Here is a 15722-nt window from a genome sequence, read left to right on the forward strand (position 1 = left end):
GCCGGATTGTAGACATAGCTTGCCGTCAGCGAGCCGGTGGCGTCGGTGAAGGTCTGCGCGGCGCCGGTCAGCACATGGCCGCCGAGCGAGACTACCGACACGCCGTCCGGCGAAGTGAAGCCGATGGTGCCCGAGGTGGTCTCCGAGTTGGCGGCAGCGTTCGAGCCCGCGGACTCGCCGCCGCGTGCCGGAAGGCCGGCCTCATAGACGGTGGTCTCTCCTATGAGCCCAATCGATGGCGTGGAGTCCTTTCCCAAGACGCCGATGGTCAACTCGCGTGGCTCCAACTGCCCAAACTGCAGGTCCGTCGGGGGGAGCAAGGCCGAAAGGTCGAATCCGTCACCGATACCGCCTGGGGGAACCGTAAAGTCCCCACCAGCACTGCCCGGGGCACCTCCCGGACCAGCCGACATGGAACCGTCGGCGCCGAAGGCGACATCGACGTGGCTTGCTTCAAGGGCGGCCAGCAAGGCAACGCGCGGCACCTCGACGTCGCCGATGATGAAGGTCGGCACGTTCAGGGCGCCATCCTTGATCGCGATCACCGAGCCGTCGGCCTGTTCGAGCAAAAGGTTGTGGCCGTCGACCTTGATGTTGTCGATGGAAACGCTGGACGGAAGCCTGACCATGTTGCTAGCGTCGGCCACATATTCATGGGGCGCCGCCGCTGCGTTCGCCGCCGCGGGAGCCGCCGGTTGAACGGGCGCGCCGCTTCCGACGTCGACCGGCACCGGTTCGGACGCTGGCGGCGCGGGCGGCTGCGTCGAAGTTGCTTGCGCAACCTGGATCTCTACCGGCGTTGCCTGGCTGCTGTGTTCATTCGGCCCGGAATGCTCGTCGGCCAAACCCGAAAAACTGTCCAAATCGATATTGGTGGTCATTGCTGAAATCCCTCCGGCATTTCCCGGCAAGAGACAGGCACCTCCAAAGAATTGCAACCACTTGTAAGGCTGATTGATATAATCAGGTATGACGCTGCAGTTGAATGTTTAGGCTTAGTTAACTTCCGAGATATACTATGTTATGCGCGACCTGCCGTGAACGGGCGGTCGTGTCCCATCAGGTGGTGTAGCTCGGCAGTAGCGAAGCCGCTCACGAGCGCGCCGTTAGTAGCGCTGTAGCGAGCGAGCGGCGTGTGGGTGGTCATCGGCGCTTTCCGGTAGGGTTTGGTTGTTGACGCCAACCCATTTCGGAAGGACCACCGATGANACCTGCGCACGCTCGTGGAGAAGACCCCGGATGCCGATCTGCTGCGGGAGATGATCGGCTTTGCCGCCGAGCGACTGATGGAAATGGAGGTGGGCGCGGCCACCGGCGCCAGCTATGGCGAGAAGAACCCGCTGCGGCTCGCCCAGCGCAATGGCTACCGCGACCGGGACTGGGAGACGCGGGCCGGCACGGTCGAGCTGCGCATCCCGAAGCTCAGGAAGGGAAGCTACTTCCCAGGTTTCCTCGAACCGCGCCGCATGGCCGAGAAGGCGCTAACCGCCGTCATCCAGGAAGCTTATGTGCAAGGCATCTCGACCCGGTCGGTTGACGACCTGGTCAAGGCCATGGGTATGAGCGGCATATCCAAGAGCCAGGTCTTGCGGCTGTGCAAGGAGATCGACGGGAAGGTGAAGGCCTTCCTCGATCGGCCGATCGAGGGCGATTGGCCATACCTGTGGATCGACGCCACTTACCTGAAGGTCCGCCGCGGTGGGCGGATCGTCTCGGTCGCCGTTATCATCGCCGTCGGCGTTAACGCGGACGGCCGGCGCGAGGTACTGGGCATGGAGATTGGCACCTCGGAGGCCGAGCCGATCTGGACAGAGTTCCTGCGCAAGCTGACACGTCGCGGCCTGCGCGGCGTCAAGCTCGTCGTCTCCGATGCTCACGAAGGCCTCAAGGCGGTCGTCACCAAGGTGCTGTGCGCGACATGGCAGAGGTGCCGCGTCCACTTCAATGAGGAACGTGCTGGCCCATGCCGGCAAGAGCGGCCGCAGGGTCGTCTCAGCCTTCATCGCCACCGCTTTCGCCCAGGAAACGCCCGAGGCCGCGTCCGTACAATGGCGCGCCGTCGCCGACCAGNCCAAGCTCCACTCGACGAATCCGATCGAACGTCTCAACGGCGAGATCAAGCGGCGCACCGAGGTCGTCGGAATCTTCCCGAACGACGATGCGGTCGTGCGCCTCGTCGGCGCAATCCTGCTCGAACAGAACGATGAATGGGCAGTGCAGCGGGCCAGATATATGACTCTGGAAACGATCAGCCAGATGAGCGATGATCCCCTGATCAGCCTGCCAGCCGTGGCGCGCTGATCAGCCCGGCCCATGCCGGAGAGCACGGCGACTAATGCCGCCAGCTACACCACGCCGCGGGACACGATCTGACGGGCAAAATGGCCGGATTATGCCTTCTCAAAAAACAGAAAGGGAAACCATGGCGCGAATAGCAGTTATATGATCTCTGCCAGGGACTTTCGTTCACCGGGGCAACGAGAAATGACGATCCGAGGTGTCCAATGCAGAATGGCTCGGGCGGCGCTGGGACTGAAAATAAGCGAGCTGGCCAGCCTTGCGGGGGTCGCCCCGACAACGATCACGCGATTGGAAGCTGGCACTCCAATAGGTCCACGAACACTCAGCTCGATTGAAAAAACTCTTGAGGAGGGAGGTATCAGGTTTGTCTTCGCTGAGAATGGAGACTGCGGCATAATGCTGAGTCCGTTTCAAATTACCTTTGTTGTGGAGTAGTATATATAAGTACAGCAGGGCAACTGCTAAGAAATCACCTGTCAAGCCACGCAGGAGGCGGCTGATGGAATATTTTTGCGGACTGGATGTTGCGTGGACGAAACTGCGGTGTCCGTCGTCGACGAACATGGTGAGGTGCATTTGACGGTCAAGGTGGAGACCGATCCGGATGCGTTGTTCGTGGTGTTGAAGCCGTTCGTGGCGCGGCTGCGGCGCGTCGGCCACGAGGCCGGATCGCTGTCGCCCTGGCTTAATCCCGAGCTTCTGAAACGCGGCCTTCCGGCGATCTGCCTGGAGACACAGCACGTGGGCGCCGCGATGTCGGCGCAGCGCAACAACACGGATGCCGCCGATGCGCTCGGCATCGCCCACATCATGCGCACCGGCTGGTTTCGTCAGGCCCATATCAAGACGCAGGATTGCTATCGGATGCGGCTTTTACTGACCCACCGGCGCAACCTGAAGCGCAAGTTCGTCGATTTTGAGAACGCCTCCGGCACTCGCTGAAGGCGTTCGGCATCAAGCTTGGCGGCACGTCGCGTGGCGCTTTCGACCAGGCGGTGCTCGCGGCCGATCCGCTGTCAGCCGAGTTGATGGACGCCATGTTGTCGGGGCGCGCCGTTCAGTGGCGGGAATATTGCCGGCTGCACGATCTGGTGGTGAGATCGTCGCGCGTAGCGAGCTGTGCCGACGCTTCATGGCCATCCCCGGCGTCGGCCCGGTGACGGCGCTCTCCTTCATGACGGCGATCGACGATCGCGCTTCCGCCGCTCGCGTGACGTCGCCGCCTACTTCGGGCTGACCTCGCGGCGATGGCAGTCGAGCACATCGATCGACGTCCAGGGACGCATCTCGAAGGCTGGCGACGCGGCCGTGCGGCGCGCGCTCTACGAGGCGGCGTCGGCGCTGATGACGCGCCTCCGCGGCATGGACAAGGGCAAAAGCTTGGGCCGGGAAATCGCCAAACGCTCCTGCCATCGCAAGGCGTGCGTGGCGGTGGCGCGCAAGCTGGCGGTGATCATGCACGCCATGTGGAGCGACGGAACGTTCTACGTCGGCGATCCGGCGGCAAGCCCAACCGACGCTGCCCAGCGCGCTCATCTCAAGGACCGCAAGCTGCTCGGAGCCCATCGATGAGCAGGGGATCGTCAGTTGAAACGCAGGGCGTCAGCAACGTGAACGACGCCAGCTGAACACGAAGATCCGCCTTGGCGGATGAGGACCGATGCAGACCAGGAACGACGGAACGCACGTTATCTTGCCTGCGGCCGCGCCGATCCACAGACGGCCGGACCGCGCTCGATTGCCTGTGACGATGCTCCGCCAGTCCGATGGAAAAGTGCGCCACGACGGTTCGAGCGCTGCCACAGTGCAGCCGAAACACCCGTCGCAGAGCGCGTAAGACTGCTCGGCGCATCGGAACTCGACGCCAAAACGTGGAAACGTAGCGTGGAGAATAAATTCGTATATTATCGTAGATGGAAGGAGAAACGACGATGCGTACAAATTCTCGCCTAGCACGACCGATTAAGACGGCTAGATAAAAGGCCGCGAGGTGCGGGCTGTGGCGGTCGTGTTATTCCAATAGGTTATTCCCAATTTTCGCGAGGTGCCTGTTTTTCCTGCACCTCTCAAGATCGTCGATTTTCGTTCTTCGTCCGTAGCTTAGTGCGATGTGCGACCGCCCGGCTGGCCTTTGTGGGGCTCGGGCTTGGAAAGGAGGGCGTGGTGAGAGCCGCTCGTCGGTAGCTAACGAGCTGTTGGATAGACCACGTTAGAACCTCGCCGACCCAGCCTGTATTGGCCCGCGATCGGCGAACGACCCCCGCCGCAGAGACGCGTCACTTCGGCCCGTGGAGCCGACGTCGCCAGCGCCGGCCGTAGGATGGCGGCCGAGCGCAGGCTTGTCGGCAGGCGCCGTACTCGGCACGGCGGATACAAGGCTCCACGGCCCCAACGAAACGCGTACCGGTCGAGACACGTCCGCCAACAACATTCAAGCTTTCATCGGGTCCGGCATCGGTCCAGAGGCACTGTGCATCGCCCGGCCGCATTGGCTCTTGACTGCCAGAGATCTACCCATCCTGACACGAATACGCAAACCGTCGTGTTACGGTCTGATGGTTTTTACGCCACTTGCCTAATCGCCATCAAAGCAAATGGGAGAGGTTGCCATGTCTAGGATCAACCGCCGCGCCTTGCTTCTCCACTCCGGCAGCGCAGTCGTCGCGTCGTCGATGACGGCAGCGGCGCTCGGCGCGGAGCCTCCGACCCGAGACCAAGAGCCATCCAGTTATCTGCGAGCGCTGATTGAGGCGCACAAGACAGCCTATGCTGAGTTCGGCAAAGCTCTGCACGAGATAGGCGGTGGCAGCGACGACCGCGCCAGAGCCAGCCGGGAAGAGGAGAGGGCGCTGCTCGCCATCTGCGGCTATCCTGCCGTTGGAGGAGATCGCCTGGTCAAGGCCCGATATCTTTTAGAGATCGAGGCGCGTGGCGAACTCGACCTCGCAGAGCATATGCAGGCCATTCTCCGATCGACGATGTTGAAGGGTTGATGTGACCGGCTCGCGGATGGTCAGGTGATGAACGTCTGGCATGCGCCTTCACGTCAGACATTTGTCGTGACAAATTCCCAAAAGCTGCGCCTTGTGTAACTGCCGGATGGGACGGATTCTGGCTGGACCGCCTCTATTGGCCCGCTGCGTGAGAGAACGATTGCAAGTGGTGGAGCGCACGGTAGTTTTGTTTTCCGAGAATTTCGGGTGCTTTCGCTTCAGCACTCTCGTGAGGCAGAACCTATCCTTGGGCGCCTTCCGCACCCACTCGGAACAAATAAAGAACATAAACGCCGTTCAAGGAATATGCTCCGATCGACCAGGCGTTTGCGATTGCTTATGAATCAACATGGTTATGTGGTCCGGAAAGCTCAATCGATTGACGAATCGAGCGCTCAAGCCGAAACCATGGCCGACATTGGGGAATGGATAATGGTCGGTCTGAACTGGGATAAGCTGCTCAATCCACAACGCCGCAAGGATAAGGCCAGAGGAAAGAGCGTTGAGCGCTCCGCCAAGACCGCTGAGCATCGTACCGAGCTCGAACGCGATCACGACCGTATCTTATTCTCTACGCCTGTCAGACGGATGCAGGACAAGACGCAGGTGTTTCCTCTCGATCCGCATGACAGTGTGCGTACGCGCCTGACCCATAGCCATGAAGTCGCCAACATGGCCCGCAGCTTTGGCACCGCCCTTGTCTACGTTTATCCTGAAGAGTTGAAACTGCCGAAGAGCGTCGTGGCGGAACGCAACGTCCCTGCCTTGCTTGAGGCTATCGGCCTTGCCCACGACCTGGGTAACCCCCCGTTCGGCCACCAAGGCGAAGACGCCATCCAGTCTTGGATGAAGGCCAGAGCTCCGGAGATATTCGAGGGATTGGACGAGGCTGCACTCAGGGACGACTTTTTGCGTTTTGAGGGCAACGCGCAGGCATTCCGGCTCCTGACGCGACTTCAGATCGTCAACGACTCTTTCGGCCTGAACATGACCTATGCCTTCCTCGCGGCGCTCATGAAGTATCCCAGCCCGTCGGACAAGGTGAACAAGAAGGTGCTTGCGCGCAAGAAGTTCAACTACTTCCAGTCCGAAGCCGATATCGCTGAGGAAGTGTGGGCCGAAACGGGCTTGGGTGAAGGGATCCGCCATCCGCTGACCTTCATTATGGAGGCCTGTGATGACATCGCTTATTCCATCGTTGATGTGGAAGATGCTGCCAAGAAGGGCCTGGTGAATTTCGATCGGCTGGCCGGCTTCCTGGAGTTCGAAGGTGCCGGCGATGCGTGCATCGAGTCGGTACTTGCAAAGGCGAAGGAGCAGCACCATGAATTTCGGGCGCAATCATTGTCTGCCGCTGAACTCGACGACATCACCATGCAGATGTTTCGGGTCAACGCTATCGGCGTGATGATCGTGGCGGCGACCAAAGCCTTTGCCGAAAATCTGCCGGCGATGATGGTGGGTAACTTCGACAAGGAGCTTATGGCGGCATCGGAGGCAAATCGCTTGTGGTCCCTCCTCAAGAGCTTTGCCGCCAAGCATATCTATACGCACCGCCAAGTGCTCGAAGTCGAACTGCGGGGCCACCAAACGATCCACGGCCTCATGGATATCTTCTGGGCTGCGATCACCAACCGCAAGGACCCGCTCGACATCGGCTCGAAGCGTACCACGCCCTTGCATCAGTACGTCTACTCACGCATTTCGGAGAACTATCGGCGTGTTGCCGAATCTCCCGACAACCGCATGCCTATCCGGTATCGTGAGTTGCAACTGATGACGGACATGATGTCCGGCATGACGGATAGCTTTGCGATTTCGATGCTTGACGATTTGCGTAAGCGAGGAGCGGCATGAACGTCAGCCTTCATCTGCGCGACCGAGGCCTAAGCGACGACATCGCTGAATTCATCAGAGGATCGCAGGGTTCCGAGATCGGCGCGCTGGTCGATATTCTGGGTGGTGCAGGTGATAGCGCGATTTTCGGCGGGCTTCCGCGTGACTTCGCGCGCGAGGGTCGTGATGCGTTCAACTCCGACGTGGACGTTGTCGTCGATGCTTCGCCGGACGTGCTCGATAGCCTGCTCCGCACGCTTGGCGGTCAGCGCAATCGCTTCGGTGGGTATAGGCTCAAATACGGTCGCTTCGACTTCGACATATGGGCGCTTCAATCAACTTGGGCCGTGAGCCACGGCTACGTGGCAGTGCACTCGCTAGACGATCTCGTGAGGACGACGTTTTTCGACTGTGATGCGGTGATCTTTCACTGCCGAACACAGGTAATAACGCGCTCGGATCGGTTCTGGACGAGTATCGAGCACGGCATTGTCGATATTAATCTCGAAGCCAATCCTCATTATATCGGCACGCTGGCCCGCACACTGAAGATATTGCTGGATTGGCGGCAGGATCTTGGCCCCAAGCTCACGAGCTATCTAGCAGAAGGCATGGCCCGCAACAGCGGAGAGATCGTGGACTATGTGGCGCGCAATGGCTTGGGTCGCTGCCTTGCAGCCGGCAGTGATCCGCACGCCGTCATGTCGGAGCTTTACGAGCACGCGGCAATCAAATCGTTCACCGAGGGCTCTTCCCCCTTCAACCATCTCCAGTACGGACCAGGCGAGGTCGACGGGCAAAATAGTTGCCTGGAGCTTCTCAAGGTCTGGTGGCGGTAACGCTTGAGGGTCAGTCTTCGTAGCGCTCGCCGGCTGAACACCTGGATGGCACGACGGCTTTCAAAAGATTGCCGCCCCACTGGACTTCATTTTTTTTACCTGCTAGAAGGTGAAAAAAATGAAGTTGGATTCTGTCAATGAGCACTGTAGCGAGCGCCTCACTCTACCAGCATCCTTTTGACGCTCGCCGTCGTCTAATGGAACTGGGCATCTCTGTTGAGGCCTTGATCAAGGCTGTACAGGCTGGGCACGTGGCCCGGTTGAATTGCACTGACAATGACCCGCCGTTCATACCCGGTACCGAGGCCTGGAGAATGGTAGTGCGCACTCTGCGAGATGAATTGGTGCCGCTTGGTTGGCGCAAGGACGATCCGAGCAACTACTCGTTGGTGATCAACGATTCGAGTGAGATCAACATTGTCGTAGCAAGTGCCGACCACCTCACTTGCAGATGGCCTGGCGTGCCAAGAACAAAGTCACTCAAGGGTCTCTTTACGGAGGCGGCCGTCTTGAAGAACAGTGTGGAAGGCGATCTTTTTCCCGATACAGTGAAAGCTGATCTGCTCCGGGCTGTGACGGTCCTTAACTACAAGACCTATATGCTGCTTATAAACATTGATGATGAACAATGCCGGGCCGAGCTGTCCTTGCCGTCAGACTTCGACGACCAAATGGTGACCGATTGGGCTGAACGCATTTTCATCCCCATACCTGGTGTGGACGGCGGCGTGCCGCAGAAGAAAGATAACACGCCCGATATCGACGTGCCGGTGAAGCGCAAGGCCGCATAAAATGTTCAACAAATCGCGGCTGAAAGTAGCTCGTCAGCGGGCCGGGCTGACGATGCGAGAACTTGCGTCCAGAGTTGGTATCGAACCTCGTACTGTGACCGGTTATGAGGCTGGGGAATACCTGCCTAGCGACGACGTAGCTCGAAAATTCGCGCGGGTACTCGGCTTCCCTCTCGAATTCTTCATGGCTGACGACCTGGACATTCCACTGGTGGAAGGTGTGAGCTTTCGCTCTATGAGCAAGATGACGGCTCGGCAGCGAGACGGTGCGATCGCCGCTGGCGCTGTAGCCTTCCTTCTTTCGGACTGGTTGGATGGAGAGTTTGACCTGCCGGGCGCTGACCTGCCGGACATGCGAGATGAGTTACCTCAGACTGCGGCAGCCGGGCTGCGAGACTATTGGGGCTTGGGCAACAGACCCATTAAGAACATGGTTCATTTGCTAGAGTTGAAAGGTGTTCGAGTTTTCTCCCTTGGGGAAGATGGCAAAGAGGTCGATGCGTACTCGCTGTGGCGGGGAGCGCGGCCTTATGTGTTTTTGAACACCCAAAAATCGGCAGAGCGAAGCCGATTCGACGCTGCGCATGAGCTCGGGCACCTCGTGTTGCACAAGCATGCTTCGCCAAATGGGCTTGAGGCTGAAAAGCAGGCCAATGAGTTTGCTTCAGCCTTCTTGATGCCAGAGGCGCCGCTCCGGGCTGTGGGGCGGGTTTCCGGGCTTCCAAAAGTCGTGCAATTGAAGCAAGAGTGGTCGGTATCGGTTGCTGCTATGGCTTACCGACTGCACGAGACTGGCCTCCTTACCAAATGGAATTACCAGCAGATTTTCGTCGAGATCTCTAGGCGGGGCTGGCGGACTGAAGAGCCTTCGCCAATTCGACGCGAGCAATCCCAGATCTGGCAGAAGGTGCTAAGCGAGGTTCGCCGGGATGAACAGTTGGGGTTAGTCGGGTTGTCCCAGCTTCTTTCGTTGCCTGAGGCGGAGTTAGCGAAACTGTTGTTTGGTCTCGTGACCGTTGGTGTGCCGTCGGCCCTGCGGACGGAACCAATTACGCCTCCTCGTGGCCAGCTAAGGCTGGTGAAGTAATTCAAGTTGAACCACGATTATTTGGTGCACTATCTACTGTGCGGACGCAAATCGTATGCGCCCGGCGCGATCGAAGTTAACTTCCAGCCGCAGTTCGAATGGCAGCATTGAGATGCCGAAATGTGTGCTCAGACGTTCGACATTGAGGTCGGATGCTGAACGGCAGCTTAGTCCCGGATAGACACTTCAACCTACCAGTCCGTTTTCGGCCCCACTTGCGGCCATTTCTCAACTCGTCTGATTGGCGGCTACGCGTCTCGCCCCAACTCGACGCCAGCCCGCCAGATGTTACTTCATTCGTAGTCGATCACGGTCGCCGCAACCTCACGCCCGGATGATTGCCGTTCGTAAATTCAACACCCTCTGCCTCAAGAACAGCACGGATTTTGTCCTGGGTTTCATCGGAGACGACGGCGGCGCGCTCACTGTCGCTCTCACATCGTTTTACCGTCGGAATAGAAACACCCGCCCTACGGGCAAGCTCCGATTGTGAGAGAGCTATCAACGCTCGAGCCGCTCGCATTTGTGCTGCTGTGACCAATTTCTATTTGATCCCTTTAGATCATTGCGGTATGATCCAAAGGTATCAGTGGATACCCTTGGCCTTTGGTCCGGGGCGCGGCTAGACGCGGTGTTGACGCACCATGCCTAGCCTGACCACGCCTAAGCTTCTGGGAGCTCGGATCATGGCTGATTCCGACAATAACACGACTTTGCCTTTCGTCACCCGCAGGAAGGTGCTCGCGGGAACAGCAATCGCAATGGCGGCGACGCAGTCTACATCGTTTGCTCGCATTGACTTCGAGGGTGATGACGCCATTGATCCTGCGGTGGTGGTGTGGAAACGATGGCAGGCGGCTTGGGAGGAGGCTGAACAGCTTTGCAATCAGCAGCAGCGGCTGGAGAGGGTACTTATCGAGACCGTGGGCTTCCCGTGCACGACAGTTACCTTGTCCGACGGCGAGAGCGTGACAGTTCACTCCGTTGAAGCCCTTCAGGAATTGCTCGGTGTTCGTCCGGCTAAAGCAGTGGCCCGCACCCAAGCTGAAGCTGAAATCGTAGCCAATCAGGCGCGCTGGGATGCCGCCGCTAGGGAGATTGGTTATTCGACAGCCTTACTTGCTGAGCNAAGCAGTGGCCCGCACCCAAGCTGAAGCTGAAATCGTAGCCAATCAGGCGCGCTGGGATGCCGCCGCTAGGGAGATTGGTTATTCGACAACATTACTTGCGGAGTGCGAAGCTGCCGAGCGCGCGAAGGCATTGCTCGAAGCCTTATCCCAAGTTCCTGCAACGTCCCTCGCCGGTATAGCCGCTAAGCTAAATGCAGCGCTTAGGGAAGGGGAGTATTCGCTACACGACAGTGAGCCCCCGTGGCCGCAGATCCGCTCGGCTTTGGACGATATAGCTCGGCTCAGGGAGCAGAAAGTCACGAGCTGAAACCTCGTCACTACGGTTCCGAAATCGCGATCATTCGACGGTTTGGTAATTTTTCGCGGGGCTTACCGAATCAAAATCTCTATCCATGGAGTGACTGATGGAGTCCCGAAAGGTATTTGCGGAGCCAGGATGCCCCGGCGTCATCCAGGCATGGCCAAAGACTAAAACCGAGGGTAGCCCGCATCCCGCAGATCAGCACGTCGGCAGGCAGATCGCCATCGTTCGTCTGCAGTCGGACGTATCGCAAGCCCAGCTTGCCCGATCCATAGGCGTCAGTTTCCAGCAGCTTCAGAAATACGAGAACGCGAAAAACCGAGTTAGTGCCTCCATGCTCTACGAGATCGCTAGTTCACTGGCCGTCCCAGTCAGCCGTTTTTTTGGAGGGCTGCCGGGCAATGAGATTGACCGTGACGTTCCCACGCTACCGGTCGACGAGCGCATCGACTTTATTGCCAGCGCGGAAGGCCGACGCCTGATTGAAGGGCTGGTGCAACTTCATCCACGGGTGCGCGGCCGTGTGTCGGCCTTAATCGTTGCATTGGGGGAGGAACTGGCGGTCGTCGACCCAAAACAGGAGAGCGGAACGTCCGCCGAACCCACGCCGGTTGAGGGCAGGTTAGCTTAGGTGATTCCTTGCCGAAAGATCGCGAGTGCTTCTTTAACCGCTCCTCACATTGACAGGCGCCGGGAGTTCCAGAGCCCCGGAATGACTATCGGAAGCGAAGCGGGGTAGAAAAGGCAACGGGAGCGTACATAACGGGCATGCGAGATTACGCAGATTTCAACGATCCTTGCTCTGACCGCGCAGTCGCGCGTTCGAAACAGGGCAAGTGCGATGAAAGCAACACGCAGAGATGCCAGTCGGCAGATCGAGGCCGTCCCATATTCTCGGTCGCGCGCTGTCGACGAAGCCTTGCTGGAACGAACGGTTCAACTTTTCGAGGCACGCACCGGTCGTTTGTTGTCGAAGGAAGAAGCGCGCCAGATCGTGGAAAACGTCAGCGGGTTCTTTCGCATCCTTGCCGAATGGCACATGACGAATTGAGTCGAACCGACGCGCACGTGATATAGCGCTATGGCGCTCGGCCGCTGCAGATGACACGAGGAAAACCGGCTCCTCCGACTGCTTCACACGTTGCGGCCAGGCTTGACCGCCGACATGTTAATCACACGCGCCGTTCCGTGAACGCGAAGGAGCGGAGATGAAGCCGATCGACAAGAAACCAGCACCGAAGGCGAAGCCAGGCAGTTTCGTGAAAGCGCTGCTCTATGCGCGCGTGTCCTCGAAAGAGCAGGAGAAGGAGGGCTTTTCGATCCCGGCGCAATGCAAGCTGCTGAGAGAATATGCTCTTCAGCGGCAGTTTGGCATCGTTGAGGAATATATTGATGTCGAGACTGCGAAGAACACCGGACGGACCAACTTCGGCGAGATGGTCAAATATCTGCGCAAGCACCCTGGCGTACGGGTCATCCTGGTCGAGAAGACCGATCGCCTCTACCGCAACCTCAAGGACTGGGTGACGCTCGACGAACTTGATGTCGAGATACACCTGGCCAAAGAAGGCGTGATGCTGTCGCGAGACTCGCGATCCTCGGAAAAGTTCATGCACGGCATCAAGGTGCTGATGGCCAAAAACTACATCGACAACCTTTCCGAGGAAGCCCGGAAAGGGCAGATGGAAAAGGCGGAGCAGGGCATCTGGCCATCCAAGGCGCCGCTCGGCTATCTCAATGTCACGGCCAAAGACGGTAAGAAGGTCATCGAGCCGGACCCAGTGGTGGCGTCGGTTATCACCAAGCTATTCGAGCGCTACGCGACCGGCCAGTATTCACTCAAGGCGCTCACGAAGGCGGCGCATTGCGACGGCCTCATCCATCCAAGGAGCGGCAACCCAGTACCGGTCAGTACGGTGCACACGATTTTGCGCAATCGGCTCTATACGGGCCTGTTTCAATGGAATGGCAGGCTGCACCACGGCAAGCACGAGCCGCTGGTATCGATCGACCTCTGGGAGCGGGTCCAGGGCGTCCTGGCAGGCCGGCACGCGACCCCTATCCATTCCTATGGTTATGAGTTCGCCTTCTCGGGCCTCATGACCTGCGCTGAGTGCGGCTGTGCGGTCGTGGCGGAGGTCAAGAAGGGGAAATACATCTACTACCACTGCACGGGACATGCCGACAAAGGCCGGGGCGGCTATGCCGACTGTCGCCGCAAATATGTTCGCGAGGAGGTGCTGGATAAGACCTTTGCCGGCCTCCTGGACCAACTTCATTTCGATGCGGAGGTTCTGGAATGGGTACGCGATGCGCTAAAGGCGAGCCATGCAGACGAGCGGCGGGAACAGGAACAGGCGATTGAGCGGTGCCAAACTCAGTACAAGCGTCTCGAAGACCGCCTCAACGCCATGTACCTGGACAAGCTCGACGGTCGCATCGACAATGCCTTCTACGACCGCATGTCGGCGCAATGGCGCGTCGAACAAGCGCGCCTGCTGCGTGAGATAGAGCGCCATGGCGAGGCGCAGGAATCATACATGGACGATGGGATCCAACTGCTTGAGCTAGCCCGCAACGCCAGCCAAATGTTCACTCATCAGGCCCCAAACGAGAAAAAACGACTGCTGAATCTGGTGCTGTCGAACTGCGAATGGAATCGCGGCGAGGTCCGCGCGGTCTTCAGGCAACCGTTTGATTTACTTGCGGAAACGGCCGCGTCTGCGGCAGCTGCACAAGCTCGCGGGGATGTGTCGTTGACGAGGCATCCAATTTGGCTGGGGAACCTGGATTCGAACCAGGACTAACGGAGTCAGAGTCCGTGGGTCTACCGTTAACCTATTCCCCAGCAGGCGCTGTCGCGCTGGTGGGCCGCCGAAGCAGCCGCGCGTGCCTTGTAGCCGCCGCCGGAAAATAGTCAAGCCTGCGTTGCATTTCAATCTCGGTGTTTCATCAGCCAATTGCGCCAGGCGCGACCTCAACTGTCCGTCCGGCTGTATTGCGAGTGCTCGAAGAACAGCACCACGCCGAGCGCGATCAGCAGCGGGATGATCAGGTAAAACAGCCGGAACACCAGAAGTGCCGCCAACACGCCCACCGGGTCCATATTAGACAGGCCGGCGAGGAACACGACCTCGAACACGCCGAGTCCGCCCGGCGCGTGCGAGATCTGCGCAACCGAGAACGACACCAGGAACACGCCGAGGATGACGAAATAGCCGGGATTGCCAGCCACGGGCAGCGCAAAGAAGATGATCGCCGCCGCCGCCAGAAGCTCGATCGGGCCGATCAGCAATTGCCGCGCCACGATCGGCAGCGCCGGGTAGTGCAACTGGAAGCCGGCGATTTTCAGCGGCTTCAGATGCAGCCAGCTGCCGAAGATGTAGGCGCCGACCAGGATCAGCAAAGCGATGCCGGCGGCGATCGCCAGGCCGTGGTGCGGGGCGCCGGAAAAGCGGTCGATGATTGCAGGCTCGAACACCAGCACCAGGCCGCCGACCAGAATGCTGGAGAGCACGAAGGTGATCCAGCAGATCGCCACCAGAATGCCGACGTCCTGGCCCGTCAGCCCCCTGGTGCCGTAGGCGCGGTAGCGGATCACGGCGCCCGAAAACACCGAGCCGCCGATATTGTGCGACAGCGCGTAGGTGATGAAGGAGCAGAAGGTGACGAACAGCCACGACACCTTCTTGCCGATATGTAGAAGGGCAATGTGGTCGTAGCCGGCAAGCGAGGCGTAGGCGACCACCGAGCTCAGCGCCGCCAGCACCCAGCCGCGCGTCGGGATGGCTGATATGCCGTCCCAGACATCGTCGATCGAGATGCCGCGCAGTTCATGCCACAGCAACAACAGCGACCCGATGACCGCCGCGACACCGATGAGCGGCCACAGATAGCGCTTCCAATTCGTGGCCCCCCAATTCATGGAGTTGTCGTCATGTGTTGCTGCCATCGCCCCGGCGGGCGTTAAAACGTCCGCGATTCACCAATTCCCCCTCATTTCAGAAATGCCTTATTGAAGCCGGCTATTCAACCGGCAAGGGTGAGCAGCCGGTTCGCCAACGGCGAATTCGTCGTGCCAGTGGCAAGATGAAAAGGCGAGCGAACGCCGGGACGCTGCAAAGCAGTGGCAGGACGCAGCCGGCAAAATTTGAGTCCTTGCTCTTGGTGATCCGGTCCGGCGCTGCTACTCTGGCGGCAACTTAAAAGATTGAAGCGCCTGCTGCGTCCGGTTTTCCGGTTCGCGCGGCGCCGGAAGGAACTGAAGTGGAAGACCACGACACCGGCGCTGGCGCGCCGGAAGTGGGCGTGTCCAGGGCTTCGCCGCCATCAGGCGGGCCAAGCCCATCCGCCGGGCGGCCCCGCCAGGCGGGGCCCCAGTCCGGCAACGGACAGGCCGGCGACGCCCAGCATAAGCGCGGCAAGGCGAGAAAGCGGCGCAAGC

General features: G+C 59.3%; 10 protein-coding genes, 1 tRNA gene and 2 pseudogenes. 11 read left to right on the plus strand and 2 right to left on the minus strand.

The features are described 5' to 3' along the window. Nucleotides 1-1211 precede the first annotated feature (1211 nt). The 11 genes and pseudogenes from X726_RS01000000167715 (at nucleotide 1212) to X726_RS1000000170050 (ending at nucleotide 14085) form a co-directional block, all read left to right on the plus strand. Nucleotides 1212-2301, plus strand: a pseudogene (locus X726_RS01000000167715) (IS256 family transposase). A gap of 210 nt (nucleotides 2302-2511) precedes the next feature. Then, the gene (locus tag X726_RS138590; RefSeq protein WP_023816847.1) at nucleotides 2512-2736 is read left to right on the plus strand and encodes a helix-turn-helix transcriptional regulator; all 225 of its coding nucleotides are present in this window, start codon (nucleotides 2512-2514) and stop codon (nucleotides 2734-2736) included. Between the two features lie 64 nt (nucleotides 2737-2800). Continuing rightward, nucleotides 2801-3873 (plus strand): annotated as a pseudogene (locus X726_RS01000000167720) (IS110 family transposase). Nucleotides 3874-4910: 1037 nt separating this feature from the next. Further along, complete coding sequence (locus X726_RS138585) at nucleotides 4911-5294, plus strand: hypothetical protein (protein WP_084566813.1); 384 nt, start codon at nucleotides 4911-4913, stop codon at nucleotides 5292-5294. 339 nt (nucleotides 5295-5633) lie between these two features. Continuing rightward, nucleotides 5634-7151: a dGTP triphosphohydrolase gene (gene dgt, locus X726_RS138580; protein ID WP_245262730.1), complete on the plus strand. Its 1518-nt coding sequence runs from the start codon at nucleotides 5634-5636 to the stop codon at nucleotides 7149-7151. Further along, the gene (locus X726_RS0136780; protein ID WP_050587475.1) at nucleotides 7148-7969 is read left to right on the plus strand and encodes a hypothetical protein; all 822 of its coding nucleotides are present in this window, start codon (nucleotides 7148-7150) and stop codon (nucleotides 7967-7969) included. The genes dgt and X726_RS0136780 overlap by 4 nt, the downstream gene beginning before the upstream one ends. Before the next feature lie 137 nt (nucleotides 7970-8106). Beyond that, nucleotides 8107-8760 carry a hypothetical protein gene (locus X726_RS138575; RefSeq protein WP_031202989.1) on the plus strand — a complete coding sequence of 218 codons (654 nt, stop codon included), beginning with the start codon at nucleotides 8107-8109 and terminating at the stop codon, nucleotides 8758-8760. Nucleotide 8761: 1 nt separating this feature from the next. After that, a complete protein-coding gene (locus tag X726_RS138570) occupies nucleotides 8762-9847 on the plus strand; it encodes an ImmA/IrrE family metallo-endopeptidase (protein WP_023673621.1) in 1086 nt (361 codons plus the stop codon). A 1534-nt stretch (nucleotides 9848-11381) separates the two neighbouring features. Further along, the gene (locus tag X726_RS01395; protein WP_023673624.1) at nucleotides 11382-11909 is read left to right on the plus strand and encodes a helix-turn-helix domain-containing protein; all 528 of its coding nucleotides are present in this window, start codon (nucleotides 11382-11384) and stop codon (nucleotides 11907-11909) included. 210 nt (nucleotides 11910-12119) lie between these two features. Further along, nucleotides 12120-12329 carry a hypothetical protein gene (locus X726_RS138555; RefSeq protein WP_023673625.1) on the plus strand — a complete coding sequence of 70 codons (210 nt, stop codon included), beginning with the start codon at nucleotides 12120-12122 and terminating at the stop codon, nucleotides 12327-12329. Between the two features lie 157 nt (nucleotides 12330-12486). Then, nucleotides 12487-14085 (plus strand): recombinase family protein, encoded by a 1599-nt coding sequence (locus tag X726_RS1000000170050; protein WP_084566812.1) that lies wholly within the window; start codon nucleotides 12487-12489, stop codon nucleotides 14083-14085. On the opposite strand, the gene X726_RS138550 is transcribed toward X726_RS1000000170050, so the two are convergent. Then, nucleotides 14053-14126: transfer RNA gene (locus X726_RS138550), tRNA-Gln, on the minus strand. The two genes, X726_RS1000000170050 and X726_RS138550, sit on opposite strands and share 33 nt — an antisense overlap. Before the next feature lie 129 nt (nucleotides 14127-14255). Next, nucleotides 14256-15203 carry a lysylphosphatidylglycerol synthase domain-containing protein gene (locus tag X726_RS138545; protein WP_031215582.1) on the minus strand — a complete coding sequence of 316 codons (948 nt, stop codon included), beginning with the start codon at nucleotides 15201-15203 and terminating at the stop codon, nucleotides 14256-14258. Nucleotides 15204-15722 lie beyond the last annotated feature (519 nt).

The organism is Mesorhizobium sp. LSJC285A00 (assembly GCF_000503155.1).
In the GTDB taxonomy this organism is placed as follows: domain Bacteria; phylum Pseudomonadota; class Alphaproteobacteria; order Rhizobiales; family Rhizobiaceae; genus Mesorhizobium.